Raw genomic sequence first — 19,116 nt, 5'->3', positions numbered from 1 at the left:
ACCGGGGGAGGCGGCCCGGCCGCCTCCCCCGGGCGTCCTCATGAGCGCAGCCGCTTCTCGAACCAGTGGTTGCCGTAGACGTCGTCGTTGTAGGCCGCGATCTCCGAGTACCCGCACGCCCGGTACATCGCCTGCGCCTCGGTGAGCACGGCATGGGTGTCGAGGCGTACGACGGTCAACTGCCGTGCCGCCGCCTCCTGTTCGAGGGCCGCCAGCAGGCGGCGGGCCAGGCCGAGGCGGCGGGCGTCGGGGTGCACCCAGACATGGCGGATCTCGCCGACGCCGGGTTCCAGGCGGCGCAGCGCCCCGCAGCCCACCGGGCGTTCCTCCTCGTAGGCGACGAAGAAGGCGCCGGCGTCGCCGGACACCTCCTGGGGCCGTACGAGGGTGTCCTTGTCGTACCCCTCGGGAAAGCGCTTGTCGATGTCGGCCGCGTACGCGTCCAGGCAGGCGCGGGCGTCCGGGGCGGCACCGTCGACGAGGTCGACGGTGATCCCGGCGAGGCGCAGCAGCCGCTGAGCGGTGGCCATCGCCTCGGTCAGCTCGGCGCGCTGTGCCGCGCTGAGGCCTTCGAGCAGCGCGGCGGCGGCCGCGTTCGCCCGCCGGTTCTGCTCCTTGACCTCCACCCGCCCGGCCGCGGTCAGCTCGATCATCCGCAGCCGGTTGTCCCGCGGGTGCGCACTCAGCCGGACCATGCCCTGCGCCTCCAGGGCCTTGGCCATCCGGCTCAGATACCCGGCGTCCAGGCCGAGCCGGGTCCTGAGCTCACGCAGGGACGCGCCGTCCGCGCACTCGGAGATCTCGAACAGCAGCCGGGCCTCGCCCAGCGGGCGGTTCTGGCCGAGGTAGTGGTCGTCCAGTACGCCGATGCGGCGCGTGAAGTAACGGTTGAAGCGGCGGAAGGCCGTCAGGTGCTCCGTTGACACTGGCTCCATATTTCTTTGACTCTAGTCAAAGGACTTGTCGTGGTCCACGGTTCTGCCCGGGTCCACCGCTTCGGTCACCGCTTCGGTCACCGCTCCGGCCGCCGCGTCGGCGAGGCGCCGGCCGAGCGCGCCCGCCGCCTCCCGCAGCTCCCGCGGTCCGACGATGCGGAACGGCGCCCGGATCGCCGTGAGCTGCGCCGCGTACCAGTCCGGTTCGTCGGTGGTGGCGAGGAGGCGTGTGGTGCGGTCGTCGACCGGCTCGGGGCGGCCCAGGCTGCGGGGCAGCCACTCGGCGACGAGCGGGGCGGGCGCGTGGATCACGATCTCCACCTCGTAGGTCCAGCCCTCGGAGAGGTGCTCCTCGACCGTCTCTGCGGGGTTCAGACCGGCGGGCGGCCCGAAGGTGTCGGGGAGCTCCGTCACCGTGGCGACCCGGTCCACACGCAGGACGCGCCGCGCCTCGCGGGTGTGCGACCAGCAGAGCAGATACCAGCGGCCGTGGTGCACGACCACCGCCCACGGATCGACCTCCATGGTGCGCTCCCCGCGCGTTCCCAGCCGGTAGCCGAGCCGCAGACGGCGGTGCGCGGCGGCGGCCTGCACGAGGGTGGCCGTGGTGCCGGGGTCGGGGCGCGCGGTGCTGCCGGGGCCGCCCCGGGCGCTGACCCTGCGCACGGCCTCGGCCGGGTGGGCGACCGGTTCGGGAAGGGCGCGCAGGAGCTTGCCGAGCGCACTGCCCACCGGGCCGGACGGGTCCGCCGCGTCGTGATGGCCGTCCAGTACGGCCATGACCAGGCCGAGCGCCTCGGTCGGGCTGAACATCAGCGGCGGCAGGCGCAGGCCCCGGCCGATGCGGTAGCCGCCGTACGGGCCCCGGGTGGACTCCACCGGGATGCCGGCCTCGCGCAGGATGCCGACGTAACGGCGTGCCGCGCGCTCGGAGACGCCGAGCCGGTCGGCGAGGCGGTCGGCGGTGATGCCGGGGCTGCTCTGGAGCAGTTCGAGGAGCAGGAGGGCGCGGGCGGTGGGGCTGTCGGCGTGGCTCTCGGCGTGGCTCATCGTCTGCCCAGGTGCTGTGATTTCCCGAAGGTTCCGGAAGCGGATCGACCGGAATGGTTCCTAGTCTGCCCCTCATGACCTACGACAGCGAACAGCCGGTCCTCCTTGAGCCGCCCGTCGCCGGCACCGAGGCGGACACCCTGATCGGCTCCCTGGAGCGGCAGCGCCGGACCTTCGCCTGGAAGTGCGAGGGCCTGGACGCGGCGGGCCTGAGCGCGCGGCTCGGCCCCTCCGCCCTCACCCTGGGCGGGCTCCTCAAGCATCTGGCCCTCGTCGAGGACGAGTACTTCACCCGGCGCCTGCTCGGGGCCGAGCTGCCCCCGCCGTGGAACGCGGTCGACTGGGACGCCGACCCCGGCTGGGAGTGGCGGTCGGCCGCGGCGGACGAGCCGGAGCGGTTGTACGCACTGTGGCGGGAGGCCGTGGCCCGTTCGCGGAGGAACCTGCGGCAGGTGCTGTCCGAGGGAGGCGTGGACCAGCCGGTCCGCCACACCTGGCCCGACGGCCGGACGCCCAGCGTGCGGCGCATCCTGGCCGACCTCATCGAGGAGTACTCCCGCCACGTCGGCCAGGCCGACATGATCCGCGAGTCGGTCGACGGACGGGTGGGGGAGGACCCGCCGGCCGACTTCCCGGCACCTTGATGGTGTAGGGGAGTGGCTGCGCGTCGTCGATCGAACCGATTCCGCCCGGTTTGTTCGCGCGTTCAGTGACACAGCTGTTCAGTGACACAGCGCACTTTCGGCCCCTGATCGCGCATGCATCCGAAGGCGGGGGGCAGGCGCACCCGGTCCCGTGGGTGACACGTGTGTGACGCAGGGACTCTGAACAGGAACGGAAGGCAACACTCGATCATGGCGGAACGAACGGAACTCCAGGCGCGCAGCACCATCCACGCGGGAGGGGAATGGCGTGCGGCCGTCTCCGGAGCCACGCGCGAGATCCTCGACCCCGCGGACGCGACGCCCTTCGCCGTGGTCGCGGAGGGTGACGAGAAGGACACCGATCTGGCCGTGGCGGCCGCTCACCGCGCCTTCGACGGCGGTCAGGGGCAGTGGCCCCGTACGCCCGTCGCCGAGCGCGCGGCCCTGCTGCGGCGCGTCGCCGACCTGCTGGTGCGCGACCGCGAGAAGCTCGGCCTGCTGGAGAGCCGGGACGCCGGCAAGACCCTCGAAGAGGGCCGGGTCGACATCGACTGCGTCGCCGACGCCTTCCGCTACTTCGCCGACCTCGTCGCCGGCGAGGCCCCGGGCCGGGTCGTCGACGCGGGCTCGTCCGACATCCACAGCGTCGTCGTCCATGAGCCGGTCGGCGTGTGCGCGCTGATCACGCCCTGGAACTACCCCCTCCTCCAGGCCAGTTGGAAGATCGCGCCCGCGCTGGCCGCCGGGAACACCTTCGTGGTCAAGCCGAGCGAGATCACGCCGATGACGACCATCGCGCTCATCGAGCTGCTGGTCGAGGCGGGCCTCCCGGCCGGGGTCGCCAACATCGTCACCGGCCCTGGCCACTCGGTCGGCGCCCGGCTCGCCGAGCACCCCGACGTCGACCTCGTCTCCTTCACCGGTGGCCTGGTCAGCGGCACCAAGGTGGCCCAGGCCGCCGCCCCGACCGTCAAGAAGGTCGCCCTCGAACTCGGCGGCAAGAACCCCAACGTCGTCTTCGCCGACGCCTGCGCCACCGACGAGGCCTTCGACACCGCCGTCGACCAGGCCCTCAACGCCGCCTTCATCCACAGCGGCCAGGTCTGCTCGGCGGGCGCCCGCCTCATCGTCGAGGAGTCCGTCCGGGACCGCTTCGTGGCCGAACTCGCCCGCCGCGCCGAGAGGATCCGCCTCGGCCGGGGCACCGCCGACGGCGTCGAGTGCGGCCCGCTCGTCTCCGAGCAGCAGCGCGCGAAGGTCGAGGCGTACGTCGACTCCGCGCTCAAGGAGGGCGCGGTGCTGCGCTCCGGCGGCAAGCGGCCCGAGCCGTCCCCCGAGCGGCCGGAGAGCGGCTACTTCTACGAGCCGACCGTCCTCGACCACTGCCACCGCGAGATGAGGGTCGTACGGGAGGAGGTCTTCGGGCCGGTCCTCACCGTCGAGACCTTCCGCACGGAGGACGAGGCGGTCACCCTCGCCAACGACACCGAGTACGGCCTCGCGGGCGCGGTGTGGACCGCCGACGCGGGCCGGGCCCGGCGCGTCGCGGGCCGCCTGCGCCACGGCACCGTCTGGATCAACGACTTCCACCCCTACCTCCCGCAGGCGGAGTGGGGCGGCTTCGGCAAGAGCGGGGTGGGCCGCGAACTCGGCCCCGCCGGCCTCGCCGAGTACCGCGAGACCAAGCACGTCTACCAGAACCTCGCCCCGAAGCCCGTCCGCTGGTTCGCGGGCTGACCGCTCGGCCCCCGGCCGGTCCACCCCCCTTGACCGGTCCACCCCCTGACCGGCCCACCCCCTGACCGGTCCAGCCCCTTCGACCCGGTCCTGCCCCCTCCCCCCTCGGGGCAGGACCTCGCAAGACCCCTGGAGTACCCCCACCATGTCCCCCAACACCCCTGTATACGACTACGTCGTCATCGGCGGCGGCACGGCCGGCTCGGTCATCGCCGCCCGCCTCACCGAGAACCCCGACGTCACGGTCGCCGTGATCGAGGGCGGCCCCAGCGACGTCGGCCGGGACGACGTCCTCACCCTGCGCCGCTGGATGGGCCTGCTCGGCGGCGAGCTGGACTACGACTACCCGACCACCGAGCAGCCCCGCGGCAACTCCCACATCCGCCACAGCCGCGCCCGCGTCCTGGGCGGCTGCTCCTCCCACAACACCCTCATCTCCTTCAAGCCGCTGCCGTCCGACTGGGACGAGTGGGAGGAGGCCGGCGCCAAGGGCTGGGGCACGGTGCCGATGGAGGCCTACTACGCCCGGCTGAAGAACAACATCGTCCCGGTCGACGAGCAGGACCGGAACGCCATCGCCCGCGACTTCGTCGACGCGGCGCAGAGCGCGCTCGGCGTCCCGCGCGTCGAGGGCTTCAACAAGCAGCCCTTCCACGAGGGCGTCGGCTTCTTCGACCTCGCCTACCACCCCGAGACCAACAAGCGCTCGTCGGCGTCGGTGGCGTATCTGCACCCGATCATGGACGAGCGCGACAACCTCACGATCCTGCTGGAGACGTGGGCGTACAGGCTGGAGCTGAACGGCACCCGCGCCGAGGGCGTGCACGTGCGCACCAAGGACGGCGAGGAACTGCTCGTACGGGCCCGCAACGAGGTCGTGCTGTGCGCGGGGGCGGTCGACTCCCCGCGGCTGCTGCTGCACTCCGGCATCGGACCGAAGGCGGACCTGGAGGCGCTCGGCATACCCGTGGCGCTCGATCTGCCCGGCGTCGGCGAGAACCTGCTCGACCACCCCGAGTCGGTGATCGTCTGGGAGACCCACGGCCCGATCCCCGACAACTCCGCGATGGACTCCGACGCGGGCCTGTTCGTGCGCCGCGACCCCGAACACCAGGGCCCCGACCTGATGTTCCACTTCTACCAGATCCCGTTCACGGACAACCCGGAGCGCCTCGGCTACCAGCGGCCGGAGTTCGGCGTCTCGATGACCCCGAACATCCCCAAGCCGAAGAGCCGCGGCCGGCTCTACCTCACCAGCGCCGACCCGTCCGTGAAGCCCGCGCTCGACTTCCGCTACTTCACCGACGAGGACGACTACGACGGGCGGACGTTGGTCGACGGGATCAAGATCGCTCGCGAGATAGCGAAGACCGAACCGCTGGCCGGCTGGCTCAAGCGCGAGGTCTGCCCGGGCCCCGAGGTCACGGACGACGAGGAGCTCAGCGAGTACGCGCGCAAGGTCGCGCACACCGTGTACCACCCGGCCGGCACCTGCCGTATGGGCGCCGCCGACGACGAAATGGCGGTCGTGGACCCGCAGTTGCGGATCCGCGGCCTGGACGGCATTCGTATCGCGGACGCCTCCGTCTTCCCGACCATGACCGCCGTGAACCCGATGATCGGGGTGCTCATGGTCGGGGAGAAGGCGGCCGACCTGATGGGAGGTGACGCGTGATGACCACGACGACACAGAACACCACGCCCGAGACCCGTAAGCCCCCGACCGCGCCGGTCTTCTCCGTCGAAGGCCTGTGGAAGGTCTTCGGCCCGAAGGCGCACCGGGTCCCCGCCGACCCGGAGCTGACCGCGCTCGCGCCCGCCGAGCTGCGCAGCCGCACCGGCTGCACCGCGGCGGTCAGGGACGTCTCCTTCGACGTCCGCAAGGGCGAGGTCTTCGTCGTGATGGGCCTGTCCGGCTCCGGCAAGTCCACCCTGGTGCGCTGTCTGACCCGGCTGATCGAGCCGACGGCCGGCACCATCGCCATCGACGGCGAGGACGTCCGCGCCATGGACAAGTCCCGGCTGCGCGAACTGCGCCGCCACCGCGCCGCGATGGTCTTCCAGCACTTCGGCCTGCTGCCCCACCGCACGGTCCTCGACAACGTGGCGTACGGCCTGGAGATCCAGGGCGTCGGCAAGGCGGAGCGCCGCCAGCGGGCCGCCGAGGTAGTGGCCAAGGTCGGCCTGGAGGGCATGGAGCACCGCAGGCCGGGCCAGCTGTCCGGCGGTCAGCGCCAGCGCGTCGGCCTCGCGCGGGCGCTCGCGGTCGACCCCGAGGTGCTGCTCTTCGACGAGCCGTTCAGCGCGCTCGACCCGCTGATCCGGCGGGACATGCAGGAGGAGGTCGTCCGCCTGCACCGCGAGGAGGGCCGCACGATGGTCTTCATCACCCACGACCTCAACGAGGCCCTGAAGCTCGGCGACCGCATCGCCCTCATGCGCGACGGCGCCGTCGTCCAGCTGGGCACCCCGGAGGAGATCGTGGGCTCCCCGGCCGACGACTACGTCCGCGAGTTCGTCCGGGACGTCCCACGCGAGCAGGTCATGACCGTGCGCACGGCCATGCGGGCCGCGTCGGCGGGGGAACAGGGCAACGGCCCGGCGGTGGCGCCGGACGCCACGGTGTCCGAGGCGATCGAGGCGGTCGCGCGCGCGAAGGCTCCGGCGCGCGTGGTCGACGAGGGCCGGTGCGTCGGGGTGGTGGACTCCGAGGCACTGCTCGAGGTGGTGGCCGGGACCGCCAAGGAGACGGTCTGATGGCAACGATCACCGCACCGACTCCCCGTGGTCTGCCCGCGGTCCTGAGAAACCGGGCTGTCGCCAAGCTCGCTCTCCTGGTCCTCGCCGCCGCGATCCTCGTACCGCTGGCGAACGCCCGCTGGGCGAGCGGCAGCTGGCCGGCCGCGCTGACCGTCGACGTCTCCGAGCCGCTCACCACGGCCAGCACCTGGATCATCGACAACCGGGACAGCCACCCGCTGTTCCTCTACTTCTTCGGGCACATCAGCAACGCGGTCGTCGTCTGCGTACGCGCCGTGTACCTCGTGCTGCTCGCCGCCGGCTGGGCCGGCGTCACCGCCGCCGCAGCGCTCGTCGCCTGGCGGGTCACGGGCCTCAGGCTCGCCGCCGGCACCGGTGTGGCGTTCCTGGCGTGCGGGTTCCTCGGCATGTGGATCCCGACCATGCAGACCCTCGCGCTCATGGTCGTGGCGGTCCTCGCCTCGGTCGTGGTGGGCGCGCTGCTGGGTCTCGCCTCCGGGCTGTCCGACCGTATGGACCGGGCCCTGCGCCCGGTGCTGGACACCATGCAGGTGCTCCCGGCCTACGCCTACCTCCTGCCCGTCGTGCTGGTCTTCGGCATGGGCGTGCCCGCCGCCGTCCTGGCCACCGTCGTCTACGCCGCCCCGCCGATGGCCCGCCTCACCGCCCTCGGCCTGCGCGGCGCCGACAAGGAGGTGCTGGAGGCGGTCGAGTCGCTGGGCGCGACCGCGCGGCAGCGGCTGCTGACCGCCCGTATCCCGCTGGCCCGCAAGGAACTCCTGCTCGGCCTCAACCAGACGATCATGATGGCGCTGTCGATGGCGGTCATCGCGTCGGTCATCGGCGCCGGCGGCCTCGGTGACCGCGTCTACCAGGCGCTGGCCTCGGTCGACGTCGGCGCGGCGCTGACCGCGGGCATCCCGATCGTGCTGCTCGCCGTCGTACTGGACCGCGTGACCGGCGCCGCAGGGGAGCGGCTCGGTGACGAACCGCAGCCCAACGGCCGCGCGCGCTGGGTGTACGCGCTGACCGGCGCCGTGGCCGTGGCGGTGGCCGGGCGTCTGGCGGGCCGCCTCGACTGGCCCGACACCTGGACCCTGAACTTCGCCGGGCCGGTCAACCGTGCCGTCGACTGGATGACCGACCACCTCTACTCCGGCGTCCCCGTCATCGGCGGCACCGCCGACTGGGCCGCCCACTTCACCACCTGGATCCTCGACCCGCTGCGCGACGGCCTGCAGTGGCTGCCCTGGTGGTCGGTCCTGCTGATCGTCGCCACGCTCGCCTGGCTGATCGGCACCTGGCGCACCGCGCTGACCGCCGTGCTCGCCATGGCCGCGATCGGCGTCCTCGGCGTGTGGCAGCCGTCGCTCGACACTCTCTCCCAGGTCCTGGCGGCCGTCGCCGTCACCCTGGTCCTGGGCTTCGCGACCGGTGTCGCGGCGGCCCGCAGCGACCGGGTCGAGCGCTTGCTGCGCCCTGTCCTGGACGTCTTCCAGACGATGCCGCAGTTCGTGTACCTGATCCCGGTCGTCGCCCTGTTCGGCGTGGGCCGTGCCCCCGCGGCCGCCGCGGCCGTCGTCTACGCCCTGCCCGCCGTCGTCCGCATCACCACCCAGGGTCTGCGCCAGGTCGACCCGGCCGCCATGGAGTCGGCCCGCTCGCTCGGCGCGACCCCCGCCCAGCAGCTGCGCCAGGTCCAGCTTCCGCTCGCCCGCCGGGCGCTGCTGCTCGCCGTCAACCAGGGCGTGGTCCTCGTCCTCGCCGTCGTCATCATCGGCGGCCTGGTCGGTGGTGGCGCGCTCGGCTACGAGGTCGTCTTCGGCCTCGCGCAGGGCGACCTGGCGACCGGTCTGGTGGCCGGTGCCGCGATCGTCTGCCTGGGCCTGATGCTGGACCGGGTGACCCAGCCGACCGAGCGCCGCGCGAAGAAGGGAGCGTGACATGCGACTTCGTACGACTGCCGTAGTGGCCGCGGTGTCCTCGCTGGCGCTGCTCACCGGCTGCGGTGCCGCAGACATGACCAAGCAGACCTCGCCGTTCGCCAACGCCCAGGGCGCCAGGACCGTGACCCTGTCCGTGCAGTCCTGGGTGGGCGCCCAGGCCAACGTGGCCGTCGCCCAGTACCTGCTGGAGCACGAGCTCGGCTACCGCGTCGACACCGTCCAGATCGACGAGGTGCCCGCCTGGGACGCGCTCAGTCAGGGCCGGGTCGACGCGATCATGGAGGACTGGGGCCATCCGGAGGAGGAGCAGCGGTACATCAAGGACAAGAAGACGATCGTGAACGGCGGCGACCTCGGCGTCACCGGTCACATCGGCTGGTTCGTCCCGACGTACTTCGCCAAGGAGCACCCGGACGTCACCGACTGGAAGAACCTGAACAAGTACGCCGACCGGATGCGCACCGCCGAGAGCGGCGGCAAGGGCCAGCTGATGGACGGCTCGCCGTCCTACGTCACCAACGACAAGGCGCTGGTGAAGAACCTCGGCCTGGACTACCAGGTGGTGTTCGCCGGGTCGGAGGCCGCGCAGATCACGCAGATCAAACAGTTCGCCAAGGAGAAGAAGCCCTTCCTGACGTACTGGTACGAGCCCCAGTGGCTGTTCAAGAAGGTCCCGATGACCGAGGTGAAGCTGCCGGCGTACAAGGAGGGCTGCGACGCGGACCCGGAGAAGGTCGCCTGCGCCTATCCGCACACCCCGCTGCAGAAGTACCTCAACGCCGACTTCGCCAGGAACGGCGGTGACGCGGCGGCCCTGCTGAAGAAGTTCAAGTGGACGACCGAGGACCAGAACGAGGTCTCCCTGATGATCGCCGACCAGAAGCTGACGCCCGAGGAGGCGGCGAAGAAGTGGGTGGACAGCCACGAGTCCACGTGGAAGGCGTGGCTGTCCTGACGGATGGCGTGGCTGTCCTGGAGGACGGCGTGGCTGTCCTGAGCGTCACTTCGCGAGGCCGGCCGCGATGTCCCGCAGTGCCTGGGCGGCCCGGCGCTGGAGCCCCGGCCCGAACGTGATCCGGGTGGCCCCGAGTTCACCGAGTTCGGTGGGCGAGGGGCCGTCCCCGGTTATGGTGCCGTGCACGTTGATGGGCCCCTGGATACCGGACCGCAGCAGCGGCAGTATGTCGGTGGGGGCACCGATCGGGTACACGCAGTCGGCACCCGCGGCGACGTACAGCGCGGCCCGCTCGATGGCCCGTTCGGCGGCCTGCTTGGGCTCGGCGGCACCACGGACGAAGGTGTCGATGCGGGCGTTGACGAAGAGCCGGTTGGCGGCGGCGTGCCGTACCTCGGCGAGCCAGTCGGCGTGCTCGCGCGGGTCCTTGAGGACCCCGTCCGCGGAGTCCTCGAGGTTGCAGCCCACCGCGCCCGTCTCCAGCAGCCGCTCCACCAGCTCCGTCGGCGCCAGCCCGTACCCGCCCTCGATGTCCGCCGACACCGGCACGTCGACGGCGCGTACGATCCGCGCGACGGCCGCGAACATCTCCTCGGCCGGGGTCTGCCCGTCCTCGTAGCCGAGGGCGGCGGCGACCCCCGCACTCGGCGTGGCGAGCGCCGGGAACCCGGCCTCGGCGAAGACGCGGGCGCTGGCGGCGTCCCAGGGGCCGGGCAGGACGAGCGGGTCGCCGGGCGCCTGGCGCCGGTGCAGGGCACGGAAGGCCTCGACCTTGGTCACGGTGCGGGTCACGGTGTGTATCCCCCTGGTGGAATGCGCCGGGTGACCATCACCCGGTTCCAGTTGTTGATGGCGACGATCAGCCCGACGAGATGGGCGAGCCGGGCCTCGTCGAAGTGCGCGGCGGCACGCTCGTACACCTCGTCGGGCACGAAGCCGTCGGTGAGGACGGTGACCGCCTCGGTCAGCGCGAGCGCGGCCCGTTCCCGCTCGCTGAAGACGTCCTCGGCCTCCTCCCAGGCGGCCAGCAGGTCGAGCTGCCGCTCGCTCACGCCGTACTTCCTGGCGAGGGCGAGATGCATGTCCAGGCAGAACGCGCAGTGGTTGAGCTGCGAGGCCCGGATCACCACGAGCTCGGCGAGCGCGGGGTCGCCGAGGCCTTTCCTGGCCGTCGCGCTGAGCGTGGACATGGCCTGCCCGACCGCCTGCCCGACCGCCTGGTCGAGGAGCCGGGTGCGGACCGTCACCCGCGCTGTCCCGGCTGGTAGTGGCCCGGGGCCATGCGGAAGGTCACCCCGAACCGGTTCCACGCGTTGATCACCGCGATCGCGGAGACCAACTGGGCGAGTTCGGCCTCTTCGAAGTGCTTGGCGGCCTTCTCGTACACCTCGTCGGGCACGAACCCGTCCGTCAGGACGGTCACCGCCTCGGTCAGCTCCAGCGCCGCGAGCTCCTTCTCGGTGTAGAAGTGCCGCGACTCGTCCCAGGCGCTGAGCTGGACGATCCGCTCGACGCTCTCGCCCGTCGCGAGCGCGTCCTTGGTGTGCATGTCCACGCAGAAGGCGCAGTGGTTGATCTGCGAGGCACGGATCTTCACCAGCTCGTACAGCCTGTGGTCGAGGCCCTGCTTGGCGGCCGTGTCGAGACGGATCATCGCCTTGTAGACGTCGGGGGCGAGCTGGGCCCACTGCAGGCGGGCGGGGTGTTCGGGGGCGTACTCCACGGTCTTCGTCGCTGTCACTTCGGTGGTCGTCATGATCTCGACCCTAGGAGCGAAGCAGCCCAGGAGTATGGTCCACTTCCATGCCGAAACCTTGGGCCACTCTGGGGATCGACCTCCACCTGGAACCGACGGGCCCGGGCCTGCGCCGCGGCCTCACCGACGCCCTGCGCGAGGCGGTCCGCACCGGGCGCCTCGCCCCCGGCACCCGTCTGCCCTCCTCCCGCTCCCTCGCCGCCGACCTCGGGATCGCCCGCAACACGGTCGCCGAGGCCTACGCCGAACTGGTCGCCGAGGGCTGGCTCACCGCCCGCCAGGGCTCGGCCACCCGCGTGGCCGACCGCACGGTGAGCGCGCCGACGGGCGCCACCGCCCCACCCCGCGCCCCGGCCCCGTCCCGCCCCGAACGCCCCCGCCCCGCCTACGACCTGGTCCCCGGCACCCCCGACCTCGCCGCCTTCCCCCGCACCGAGTGGCTCAAGGCGGCCCGCCGCGCCTTCCTCGCCGCCCCGCACCGGGCCCTCGGCTACGGCGACCCGCGCGGTCGCCCGGAACTGCGCACCGCCCTCGCCGGCTACCTCTCCCGCGCGCGGGGGGTGCGCGCCGACCCCGAACACATCGTGGTGTGCGCGGGGTTCGTGCACGGTCTGCAACTGCTCGGCACGGTGCTGCGGGGGCGCGGGGTGCAGACCGTGGCGGTGGAGTCGTACGGCCTGGTGCCGCACTGGAAGCAGCTGACGGCGGCCGGCCCGGCCACGGTTCCCCTCCCCTTCGACGAACTCGGCACCGATCCCGGCGCGTTGACGCACGAGGGCGCGGTCCTCCTCACCCCCGCCCACCAGTTCCCCATGGGCGTGCCCCTGCACCGCGACCGCCGGGCGACGGTGGTCGACTGGGCGCGCCGCACCGGGGGACTGGTCCTGGAGGACGACTACGACGGTGAGTTCCGCTACGACCGCCAGCCCGTCGGGGCGCTCCAGGGCCTGGACCCCGGCCACGTCGTCTACCTGGGCACGGCCAGCAAGTCCCTCGCTCCCGGCCTGCGCCTGGCCTGGATGGTGCTGCCGCCGCCGCTGGTGGCGGAGGTGACGGCGGCGAAGGGCGGCGTGGACACCTGCGGCACCCCGGACCAGCTGACCCTGGCGGAGTTCCTCACGTCCGGCGCCTACGACCGCCATGTCCGCGCCGCCCGTCTGCGCTACCGGCGCCGCAGAGACGCCCTGGTGCGGGCGCTGGCCGACCACGCCCCGCACCTTCAGGTCACCGGCATCGCGGCCGGCCTGCATGCCGTTCTGCGCCTGCCTCCCGGCGCCGAGCAGTCGGTGGTCCAAGCCGCCACCTGGCAGGGGCTGGCCCTGCACGGCCTGACCTTCTACCGCCACGAGGCCGCCACCGTGGAGCCGCTGGACGCGCTGGTCGTCGGGTACGGCACCCCGCCGGACCACGCGTGGGCGGGGGCGTTGGAGGCGTTGTGCCGGGTGCTGCCGTGAACGGCGACGCACCGCGGCCGCTGCTCGCGGGGGGTGCCTGCGCCGGCTCGTTCACCGATCTCTAGGCTGTCCGCCGGACAACAACCGGATCCACGGACACCGGATCCACGGACACCGGATCCACGGACAAGCGCCAGATCATCGGGGGAGACACACATGGCGGAAACGCGACGTCGGCTGCGCTCCAGCACGGTCGTACTCGGCGGCATGGGCGTCATAGCGGCGGCCCTGACCTCCTGCGGCTCGGAACCCGACCGCCGCTGCGTCGACCGCGACAGCTACACCTACGAGGGCTACAAGGTCATCGCGGACAAGAACTGCAAGTCCGGCTCCGGTTCGAGCTCGTCGTACGCCAGGGGCGGCAAGAAGAGGTCCGGCGGCTCCGACGCCGCCTGGTACTACGACGCCGACGTCTCCAGCGGCCGCGCCGACTACGGCACCTTCAGCCGCAGCGAGGCCGTCGACCGGGGCGGCTTCGGCTGCTCAGGTTCGGGCAGCAGCGGCGGCTGAGCGCGGCATCGGCAGGACACGCACATGGAGCGCCGCACGATCGAGCCCCGTCCCGGCTGGCAGCAGACCGTCGAGGAGCAGGGGCTCATCTACCCCCTCACCCGCCACCCCGACAACTCCCTGCGCCCGTACTGGGACGAGAGCGCCTACTACGTCTTCTCCCTGGAGGAGGTCGAGGCGCTGGAGGAGGTCGTCGAGGAACTGCACGGCATGTGCCTGACGGCGGCCGAGCACATCGTCGCGGAGAACCGCTTCGCCGACCTCGGCATCACCGACCCGCGCGTCGCGGACGCCGTCGCCGAGGCCTGGCGCCGTCGCGCCGAACTCCCCTCCGTCTACGGCCGCTTCGACCTCCGCTACGACGGCACCGGCCCGGCGAAGCTCCTGGAGTACAACGCCGACACACCCACGTCCCTCGTCGAGGCCGCCTCACCGCAGTGGTTCTGGATGGAGGAACGCTTCCCCGGCGCCGACCAGTGGAACTCCCTCCACGAACGCCTCGTCGCCGCCTGGAAGAAGCAGTCCGCCCTGCTCCCGCCCGGCAACCCGCTCTACTTCGCGTACTCCTCCGCCGACGAGCTCGGCGAGGACATGATGACCGTCGCCTATCTGAAGGAGACCGCGGAGCAGGCGGGCCTGGACACCGGCTGGATCTCCATGGAGGAGATCGGCTGGGACCGCCTCTCGGGCCGCTTCGTCGACACCCAACTGCGCTTCATCCGCAGCTGCTTCAAGCTCTATCCGTGGGAGTGGCTCACCACCGACCGCTTCGCCGACCACGTCCTCGACACCCTCGACAACGGCGGCGGCACCGGCACGACGCTGTGGATCGAGCCCGCCTGGAAGATGCTCCTCAGCAACAAGGCCCTCCTCGCCGTCCTCTGGGAGCTTTACCCGGACCACCCGAACCTCCTTCCCGCCCACCTCGACGGGCCCCGGGAGCTGGCGGAGACGACGGGTTACGTCGCCAAGCCGCTGCTGGGCCGGGAGGGCGCGGGCGTGACCGTGCACGAGAAGGGCGCGGATCCCGTACTGCGCGACGAGCCCTGCTGCTACCAGCAGTTGGCCCCGCTGCCCGACTTCGACGGCAATCACGTCGTCCTCGGCGCGTGGGTCGTCGAGGACGAGTCGGCGGGCCTCGGCATCCGTGAGTCGTCCGGCCTGATCACGGACGAGTACGCACGCTTCCTGCCCCATGTGATCCTCTAGCCCCCCGGCCGCCCGCCTCGGGCCACGCATCTTGTCCTGAGCGCACCTCCCCGGACGCCCGTCCCCTCGAAATCCGCGTCGCGAGGCCGAAATCATCAGGCCGAAAACCATGTGTCCTGCCCGCCTCCTCCATCGATACGATACGTCTCGTCTCGCACGGCCAGTCAAAGGGAGCCTCATGGAACACTTCATCGACGCCGCACCCGGCATCCGCCTCTGGGCGGAAGACCACGGCGCCCCCGACGCACCCCCACTCCTGCTGATCATGGGCGCCCTGGCCCCCGGCCTCGGCTGGCCGGACGAACTCGTCGCCCTGCTCGCCGCCCAGCACCGGGTGATCCGCTACGACCACCGGGACACCGGCCGCTCCACCTGGGCCTACGACGAGCAGCCCTACCCCCTTACGGCCCTCGCCGACGACGCCCTCGCGGTCCTGGACGGACTCGGCGTCACGCGCGCCCATGTCGTCGGCATGTCGCTGGGCGGCATGCTCACCCAGCTCCTGATCGCCGACCACCCCGACCGCCTGCTGAGCGCGACCCTGATCGGCACCGGCGCCCTCAGCGACACCCCGTACGTCCACCCCGACGGCACACGCACCCCGTCGCAGGAACTGCCCGGCCCGGACCCCCAGGTCATGGAACTGTGGTCCCAGCCATGGACGGACCAGGGCCCGGAGGCGGAACTGGACCGGCGGACGGAACACTGGCGGGCCCTGGCCGGCGACCGACTCCCCTTCGACGCCGACTACTTCCGCGCCCTGGAGCGGAAGATCATCGCCCACACCGGCCACCACACACCCGGCGACGCCCACGCCCGCGCGGACACCTCGGGCATGCTCCGCACCGAACAACTCGCCCGCACCGAGGTCCCCACCCTCGTCGTCTCGGCCCCCGCCGAACCGGTCTACCCCCTCCCGCACGCCCACCACCTCACCCAGACCATCCGCGGCGCCCGCCTCGCCGAGATCCCCGGCATGGCCCACGCCCTCCCACCCGAGATCCACAAGGCGCTCGCCACCGAGATCCTCGACCACACGGCGCACCACTGAGGGCGAGCCGTCTCACACCCCGAGCACACCCCGCAGCTGGGCGAGCCCCCAGTCCAGATCCTCCTTTCCGATCACCAAGGGCGGCGCGATCCGGATCGTCGCCCCATGGGCGTCCTTCACCAGCACACCCCGGTCCATCAGCTTCTCGGACACCTCCCGCCCCGTGCCGAGCGCCCGTGCGATGTCCACCCCCGCCCACAGTCCGCGCCCCCGCACCGCCGTCACCCGACCCGTCCCGGCCAACGCCCCCAGCTCCCGGTGCAGATGCGCGCCGAGCTCCGCCGCCCGTGCCTGGAACTCGCCCGTCCGCAGCATCGCGATCACCTCCAGCGCCACCGCACAGGCCAGCGGATTCCCGCCGAACGTCGACCCGTGCTCCCCCGGCCGGAACACCCCGAGCACATCGGCCGACGACACCACCGCCGACACCGGCACGACCCCGCCCCCGAGCGCCTTCCCGAGCACATACACATCCGGCACCACCCCCTCGTGCTCGCACGCGAAGGTACGACCCGTCCGCCCCAGCCCCGACTGGATCTCGTCCGCCACGAACAGCACGTTCCGCTCCCGCGTCAGCTCCCGCACCGCCGGCAGATAACCGGCCGGCGGAACGAGGACCCCCGCCTCGCCCTGGATCGGCTCCAGCAGCACGGCGACCGTGTTCTCCGTCAGCGCCTCCCGCATCGCCGTCAGATCCCCGTACGGCACGATCTCGAAGCCCGGCGTGTACGGCCCGAAGTCCGCCCGCGCCTCCGGGTCGGTGGAGAAGCTGATGATCGTCGTCGTACGCCCGTGGAAGTTGTTCGTGGCGACCACGATCTTCGCCATCTCCGCCGGCACGCCCTTGACCCGGTACCCCCACTTCCGGGCGGTCTTCACCGCCGTCTCCACCGCCTCCGCCCCCGTGTTCATCGGCAGCACCATCTCCATCCCGCACAGCTCGGCGAGCTGCTCGCAGAACGCCGCGAACCGGTCGTGATGAAACGCCCGCGACGTCAGCGTCACCCGCTCCAGCTGCGCCTTCGCCGCCTCCACGATCCGCCGGTTGCCGTGCCCGAAGTTGAGCGCCGAATACCCGGCCAGCAGATCCAGATAGCGGCGCCCCTCCACATCCGTCATCCAGGCACCGTCCGCCGTCGCCACCACGACCGGCAGCGGGTGGTAGGTGTGGGCACTGTGCGCGTCGATCGCGGAGATCAGGGAATCGGTGGTGCTCGACGTACTCACGGGGCTCTCCGTTTCCGCCACCACGAGGGCTCGTGTTCCGGCCGGCACGAGGCTCGTGGCCACTGTCCATTTCTGGCCGTACGAGTGCTTTTCGGCCCCTTCTTATCGTTGCTCGCATGGTGGACGCGGGACCATGGTGCGTCGGCGCGCCCGGTAGGCTGATCGACGGGCCGTGACTGGCGCGCTGGGATGGGACCGACCATCGGGGAGCGGCCCACTGGACCCTGTCGTCCAGCACCGAGTGCCGTGCGCCTGGGCCGTACCGTGAACGCTGCACACGACGTCCGGAGGTCCCCATGTCAGCCGAGCCCCTCTCCACCGAGTCCACCGCCTTCCGCTCCGCCCTCGACGTGATCCGCGCCGTCGAGCCGCGCGTGGCCGACGCCATCGGCCAGGAGGTCGCCGACCAGCGCGAGATGCTCAAACTGATCGCCTCCGAGAACTACGCCTCCCCGGCCACCCTCCTGGCGATGGGCAACTGGTTCAGCGACAAGTACGCCGAGGGCACCGTCGGCCGCCGCTTCTACGCCGGCTGCCGCAACGTCGACACCGTCGAGTCCCTCGCCGCCGAGCACGCCCGCGAGCTCTTCGGCGCCCGCCACGCCTACGTCCAGCCGCACTCCGGCATCGACGCCAACCTCGTCGCCTTCTGGGCCGTCCTCGCCGACCGCGTCGAGGCGCCCTTCCTGGAGAAGACCGGCGTCCGCCAGGTCAACGACCTCACCGAGGCCGACTGGGCCGAACTCCGCCAGGCCTTCGGCAACCAGCGCATGCTCGGCATGTCCCTGGACGCCGGCGGCCACCTCACCCACGGCTTCCGCCCGAATATCTCCGGCAAGATGTTCGACCAGCGCTCCTACGGCACCGACCCGGCCACCGGCCTCATCGACTACGACGCCCTGCGCGCCCAGGCCCGCGAGTTCAAGCCGCTCATCATCGTCGCCGGCTACTCCGCCTACCCCCGTCTCGTGAACTTCCGGATCATGCGCGAGATCGCCGACGAGGTCGGCGCCACGCTCATGGTCGACATGGCCCACTTCGCGGGTCTCGTCGCCGGCAAGGTCCTCACCGGCGACTTCGACCCGGTCCCGCACGCCCAGATCGTCACCACCACCACCCACAAGTCGCTGCGCGGCCCGCGCGGCGGCATGGTCCTGTGCGACAACTCCCTCAAGGACCAGGTCGACCGCGGCTGCCCGATGGTCCTCGGCGGCCCGCTCCCGCACGTCATGGCCGCCAAGGCCGTCGCCCTGGCCGAGGCCCGCCAGGAGTCCTTCCGCGACTACGCCCAGCGCATCGTCGACAACTCCCGGGCGCTGGCCGAGGGCCTGATGCGGCGGGGCGCGACCCTGGTGACCGGCGGCACGGACAACCACCTGAACCTGATCGACGTCGCCTCCTCCTACGGCCTCACCGGCCGCCAGGCCGAGGCCGCGCTTCTCGACTCCGGCATCGTGACCAACCGCAACGCGATCCCGGCCGACCCCAACGGCGCCTGGTACACCTCCGGCATCCGCATCGGCACCCCCGCCCTGACCACGCGTGGCCTGGGCACCGCCGAGATGGACGAGGTCGCCGCCCTGATCGACCGCGTCCTCACCACCACCGAGCCCGGCACCACCAGCAAGGGCGCCCCGTCCAAGGCCCAGCACATTCTGGACCCGAAGATCGCCGACGAGATCTCCCACCGCGCCACCGACCTCGTGGCCGGCTTCCCGCTCTACCCGGAGGTCGACCTGGGCTGACGGCCCGACCGGTCTCCCCGGCCGGGACTCACCGGCCGGATCCCCGCTAGGCGTCCAGCCGAGCGGGAGGCCCGGGATCCGCAGTTCGATCAGCTGTTGTCGTGACTCCTCCCGCGGCGGTCCGGTCACTCGCCGGG

The 19,116-nt window shown here is 71.9% G+C and carries 17 protein-coding genes and 1 riboswitch; of the genes, 11 read left to right on the top strand and 6 right to left on the bottom strand.

Annotated elements, in window-relative coordinates:
* Positions 1-38 precede the first annotated feature (38 nt).
* Both AQI70_RS18345 and AQI70_RS18340 read right to left on the bottom strand, forming a co-directional pair.
* Entirely contained in the window at positions 39-935 is an 897-nt protein-coding gene (locus AQI70_RS18345; RefSeq protein ID WP_062150977.1) for a GNAT family N-acetyltransferase, read from the bottom strand.
* Positions 936-947: 12 nt separating this feature from the next.
* A complete protein-coding gene (locus AQI70_RS18340; RefSeq protein ID WP_062150974.1) occupies positions 948-1,985 on the bottom strand; it encodes a helix-turn-helix transcriptional regulator in 1,038 nt (345 codons plus the stop codon).
* Positions 1,986-2,059: 74 nt separating this feature from the next.
* Here AQI70_RS18340 and AQI70_RS18335 point away from each other — a divergent pair, with 74 nt between their 5' ends.
* The 6 genes from AQI70_RS18335 (at position 2,060) to AQI70_RS18310 (ending at position 10,027) form a co-directional block, all read left to right on the top strand.
* The gene (locus AQI70_RS18335; RefSeq protein WP_062150971.1) at positions 2,060-2,629 is read left to right on the top strand and encodes a DinB family protein; all 570 of its coding nucleotides are present in this window, start codon (positions 2,060-2,062) and stop codon (positions 2,627-2,629) included.
* Between the two features lie 210 nt (positions 2,630-2,839).
* The gene (locus tag AQI70_RS18330; RefSeq protein WP_062150967.1) at positions 2,840-4,366 is read left to right on the top strand and encodes an aldehyde dehydrogenase family protein; all 1,527 of its coding nucleotides are present in this window, start codon (positions 2,840-2,842) and stop codon (positions 4,364-4,366) included.
* 145 nt (positions 4,367-4,511) lie between these two features.
* Positions 4,512-6,041: a GMC family oxidoreductase gene (locus tag AQI70_RS18325; RefSeq protein WP_062150964.1), complete on the top strand. Its 1,530-nt coding sequence runs from the start codon at positions 4,512-4,514 to the stop codon at positions 6,039-6,041.
* Entirely contained in the window at positions 6,041-7,123 is a 1,083-nt protein-coding gene (locus AQI70_RS18320; RefSeq protein ID WP_062150961.1) for a quaternary amine ABC transporter ATP-binding protein, read from the top strand. The genes AQI70_RS18325 and AQI70_RS18320 overlap by 1 nt, the downstream gene beginning before the upstream one ends.
* Positions 7,123-9,069: an ABC transporter permease gene (locus AQI70_RS18315; RefSeq protein ID WP_062150959.1), complete on the top strand. Its 1,947-nt coding sequence runs from the start codon at positions 7,123-7,125 to the stop codon at positions 9,067-9,069. The genes AQI70_RS18320 and AQI70_RS18315 overlap by 1 nt, the downstream gene beginning before the upstream one ends.
* A gap of 1 nt (position 9,070) precedes the next feature.
* Positions 9,071-10,027: an ABC transporter substrate-binding protein gene (locus AQI70_RS18310; RefSeq protein ID WP_062150955.1), complete on the top strand. Its 957-nt coding sequence runs from the start codon at positions 9,071-9,073 to the stop codon at positions 10,025-10,027.
* Positions 10,028-10,072: 45 nt separating this feature from the next.
* Here AQI70_RS18310 and AQI70_RS18305 read toward each other — a convergent pair whose 3' ends face one another.
* Genes AQI70_RS18305 through AQI70_RS18295 form a run of 3 tightly spaced genes read right to left on the bottom strand, consistent with a single transcriptional unit; the run spans position 10,073 to position 11,783 of the window.
* Complete coding sequence (locus AQI70_RS18305; protein WP_062151953.1) at positions 10,073-10,807, bottom strand: isocitrate lyase/PEP mutase family protein; 735 nt, start codon at positions 10,805-10,807, stop codon at positions 10,073-10,075.
* 8 nt (positions 10,808-10,815) lie between these two features.
* Entirely contained in the window at positions 10,816-11,274 is a 459-nt protein-coding gene (locus AQI70_RS18300; RefSeq protein WP_062150952.1) for a carboxymuconolactone decarboxylase family protein, read from the bottom strand.
* Complete coding sequence (locus AQI70_RS18295; RefSeq protein WP_062150949.1) at positions 11,271-11,783, bottom strand: carboxymuconolactone decarboxylase family protein; 513 nt, start codon at positions 11,781-11,783, stop codon at positions 11,271-11,273. Before AQI70_RS18295 ends, AQI70_RS18300 begins: the two co-directional genes overlap by 4 nt.
* 47 nt (positions 11,784-11,830) lie before the next feature.
* Between AQI70_RS18295 and pdxR the strand changes: the two genes are divergently transcribed.
* From pdxR to AQI70_RS18275, 4 genes are all read left to right on the top strand, one after another.
* Positions 11,831-13,237, top strand: a complete 1,407-nt coding sequence (gene pdxR / locus AQI70_RS18290) for a MocR-like pyridoxine biosynthesis transcription factor PdxR (RefSeq protein WP_062150947.1) — start codon at positions 11,831-11,833, stop codon at positions 13,235-13,237.
* A gap of 156 nt (positions 13,238-13,393) precedes the next feature.
* On the top strand, positions 13,394-13,747 hold the full coding sequence (locus AQI70_RS18285) for a hypothetical protein (RefSeq protein WP_003998657.1): 354 nt from the start codon (positions 13,394-13,396) through the stop codon (positions 13,745-13,747).
* 24 nt (positions 13,748-13,771) lie between these two features.
* Positions 13,772-14,956, top strand: a complete 1,185-nt coding sequence (locus AQI70_RS18280; RefSeq protein ID WP_062150943.1) for a glutathionylspermidine synthase family protein — start codon at positions 13,772-13,774, stop codon at positions 14,954-14,956.
* Positions 14,957-15,134: 178 nt separating this feature from the next.
* Complete coding sequence (locus AQI70_RS18275; protein WP_062150941.1) at positions 15,135-16,007, top strand: alpha/beta fold hydrolase; 873 nt, start codon at positions 15,135-15,137, stop codon at positions 16,005-16,007.
* A 12-nt stretch (positions 16,008-16,019) separates the two neighbouring features.
* On the opposite strand, the gene rocD is transcribed toward AQI70_RS18275, so the two are convergent.
* Positions 16,020-17,234 (bottom strand): ornithine--oxo-acid transaminase, encoded by a 1,215-nt coding sequence (gene rocD, locus AQI70_RS18270; protein WP_062150937.1) that lies wholly within the window; start codon positions 17,232-17,234, stop codon positions 16,020-16,022.
* 162 nt (positions 17,235-17,396) lie between these two features.
* Positions 17,397-17,499, top strand: a riboswitch (ZMP/ZTP riboswitch).
* 31 nt (positions 17,500-17,530) lie between these two features.
* Between rocD and AQI70_RS18265 the strand changes: the two genes are divergently transcribed.
* The gene (locus AQI70_RS18265) at positions 17,531-18,979 is read left to right on the top strand and encodes a glycine hydroxymethyltransferase (RefSeq protein WP_062150934.1); all 1,449 of its coding nucleotides are present in this window, start codon (positions 17,531-17,533) and stop codon (positions 18,977-18,979) included.
* Positions 18,980-19,116: the final 137 nt, after the last annotated feature.

Source organism: Streptomyces curacoi (assembly GCF_001513975.1).
GTDB lineage: Bacteria > Actinomycetota > Actinomycetes > Streptomycetales > Streptomycetaceae > Streptomyces > Streptomyces curacoi.
This window is presented reverse-complemented; position numbering and strand designations above follow the sequence as displayed.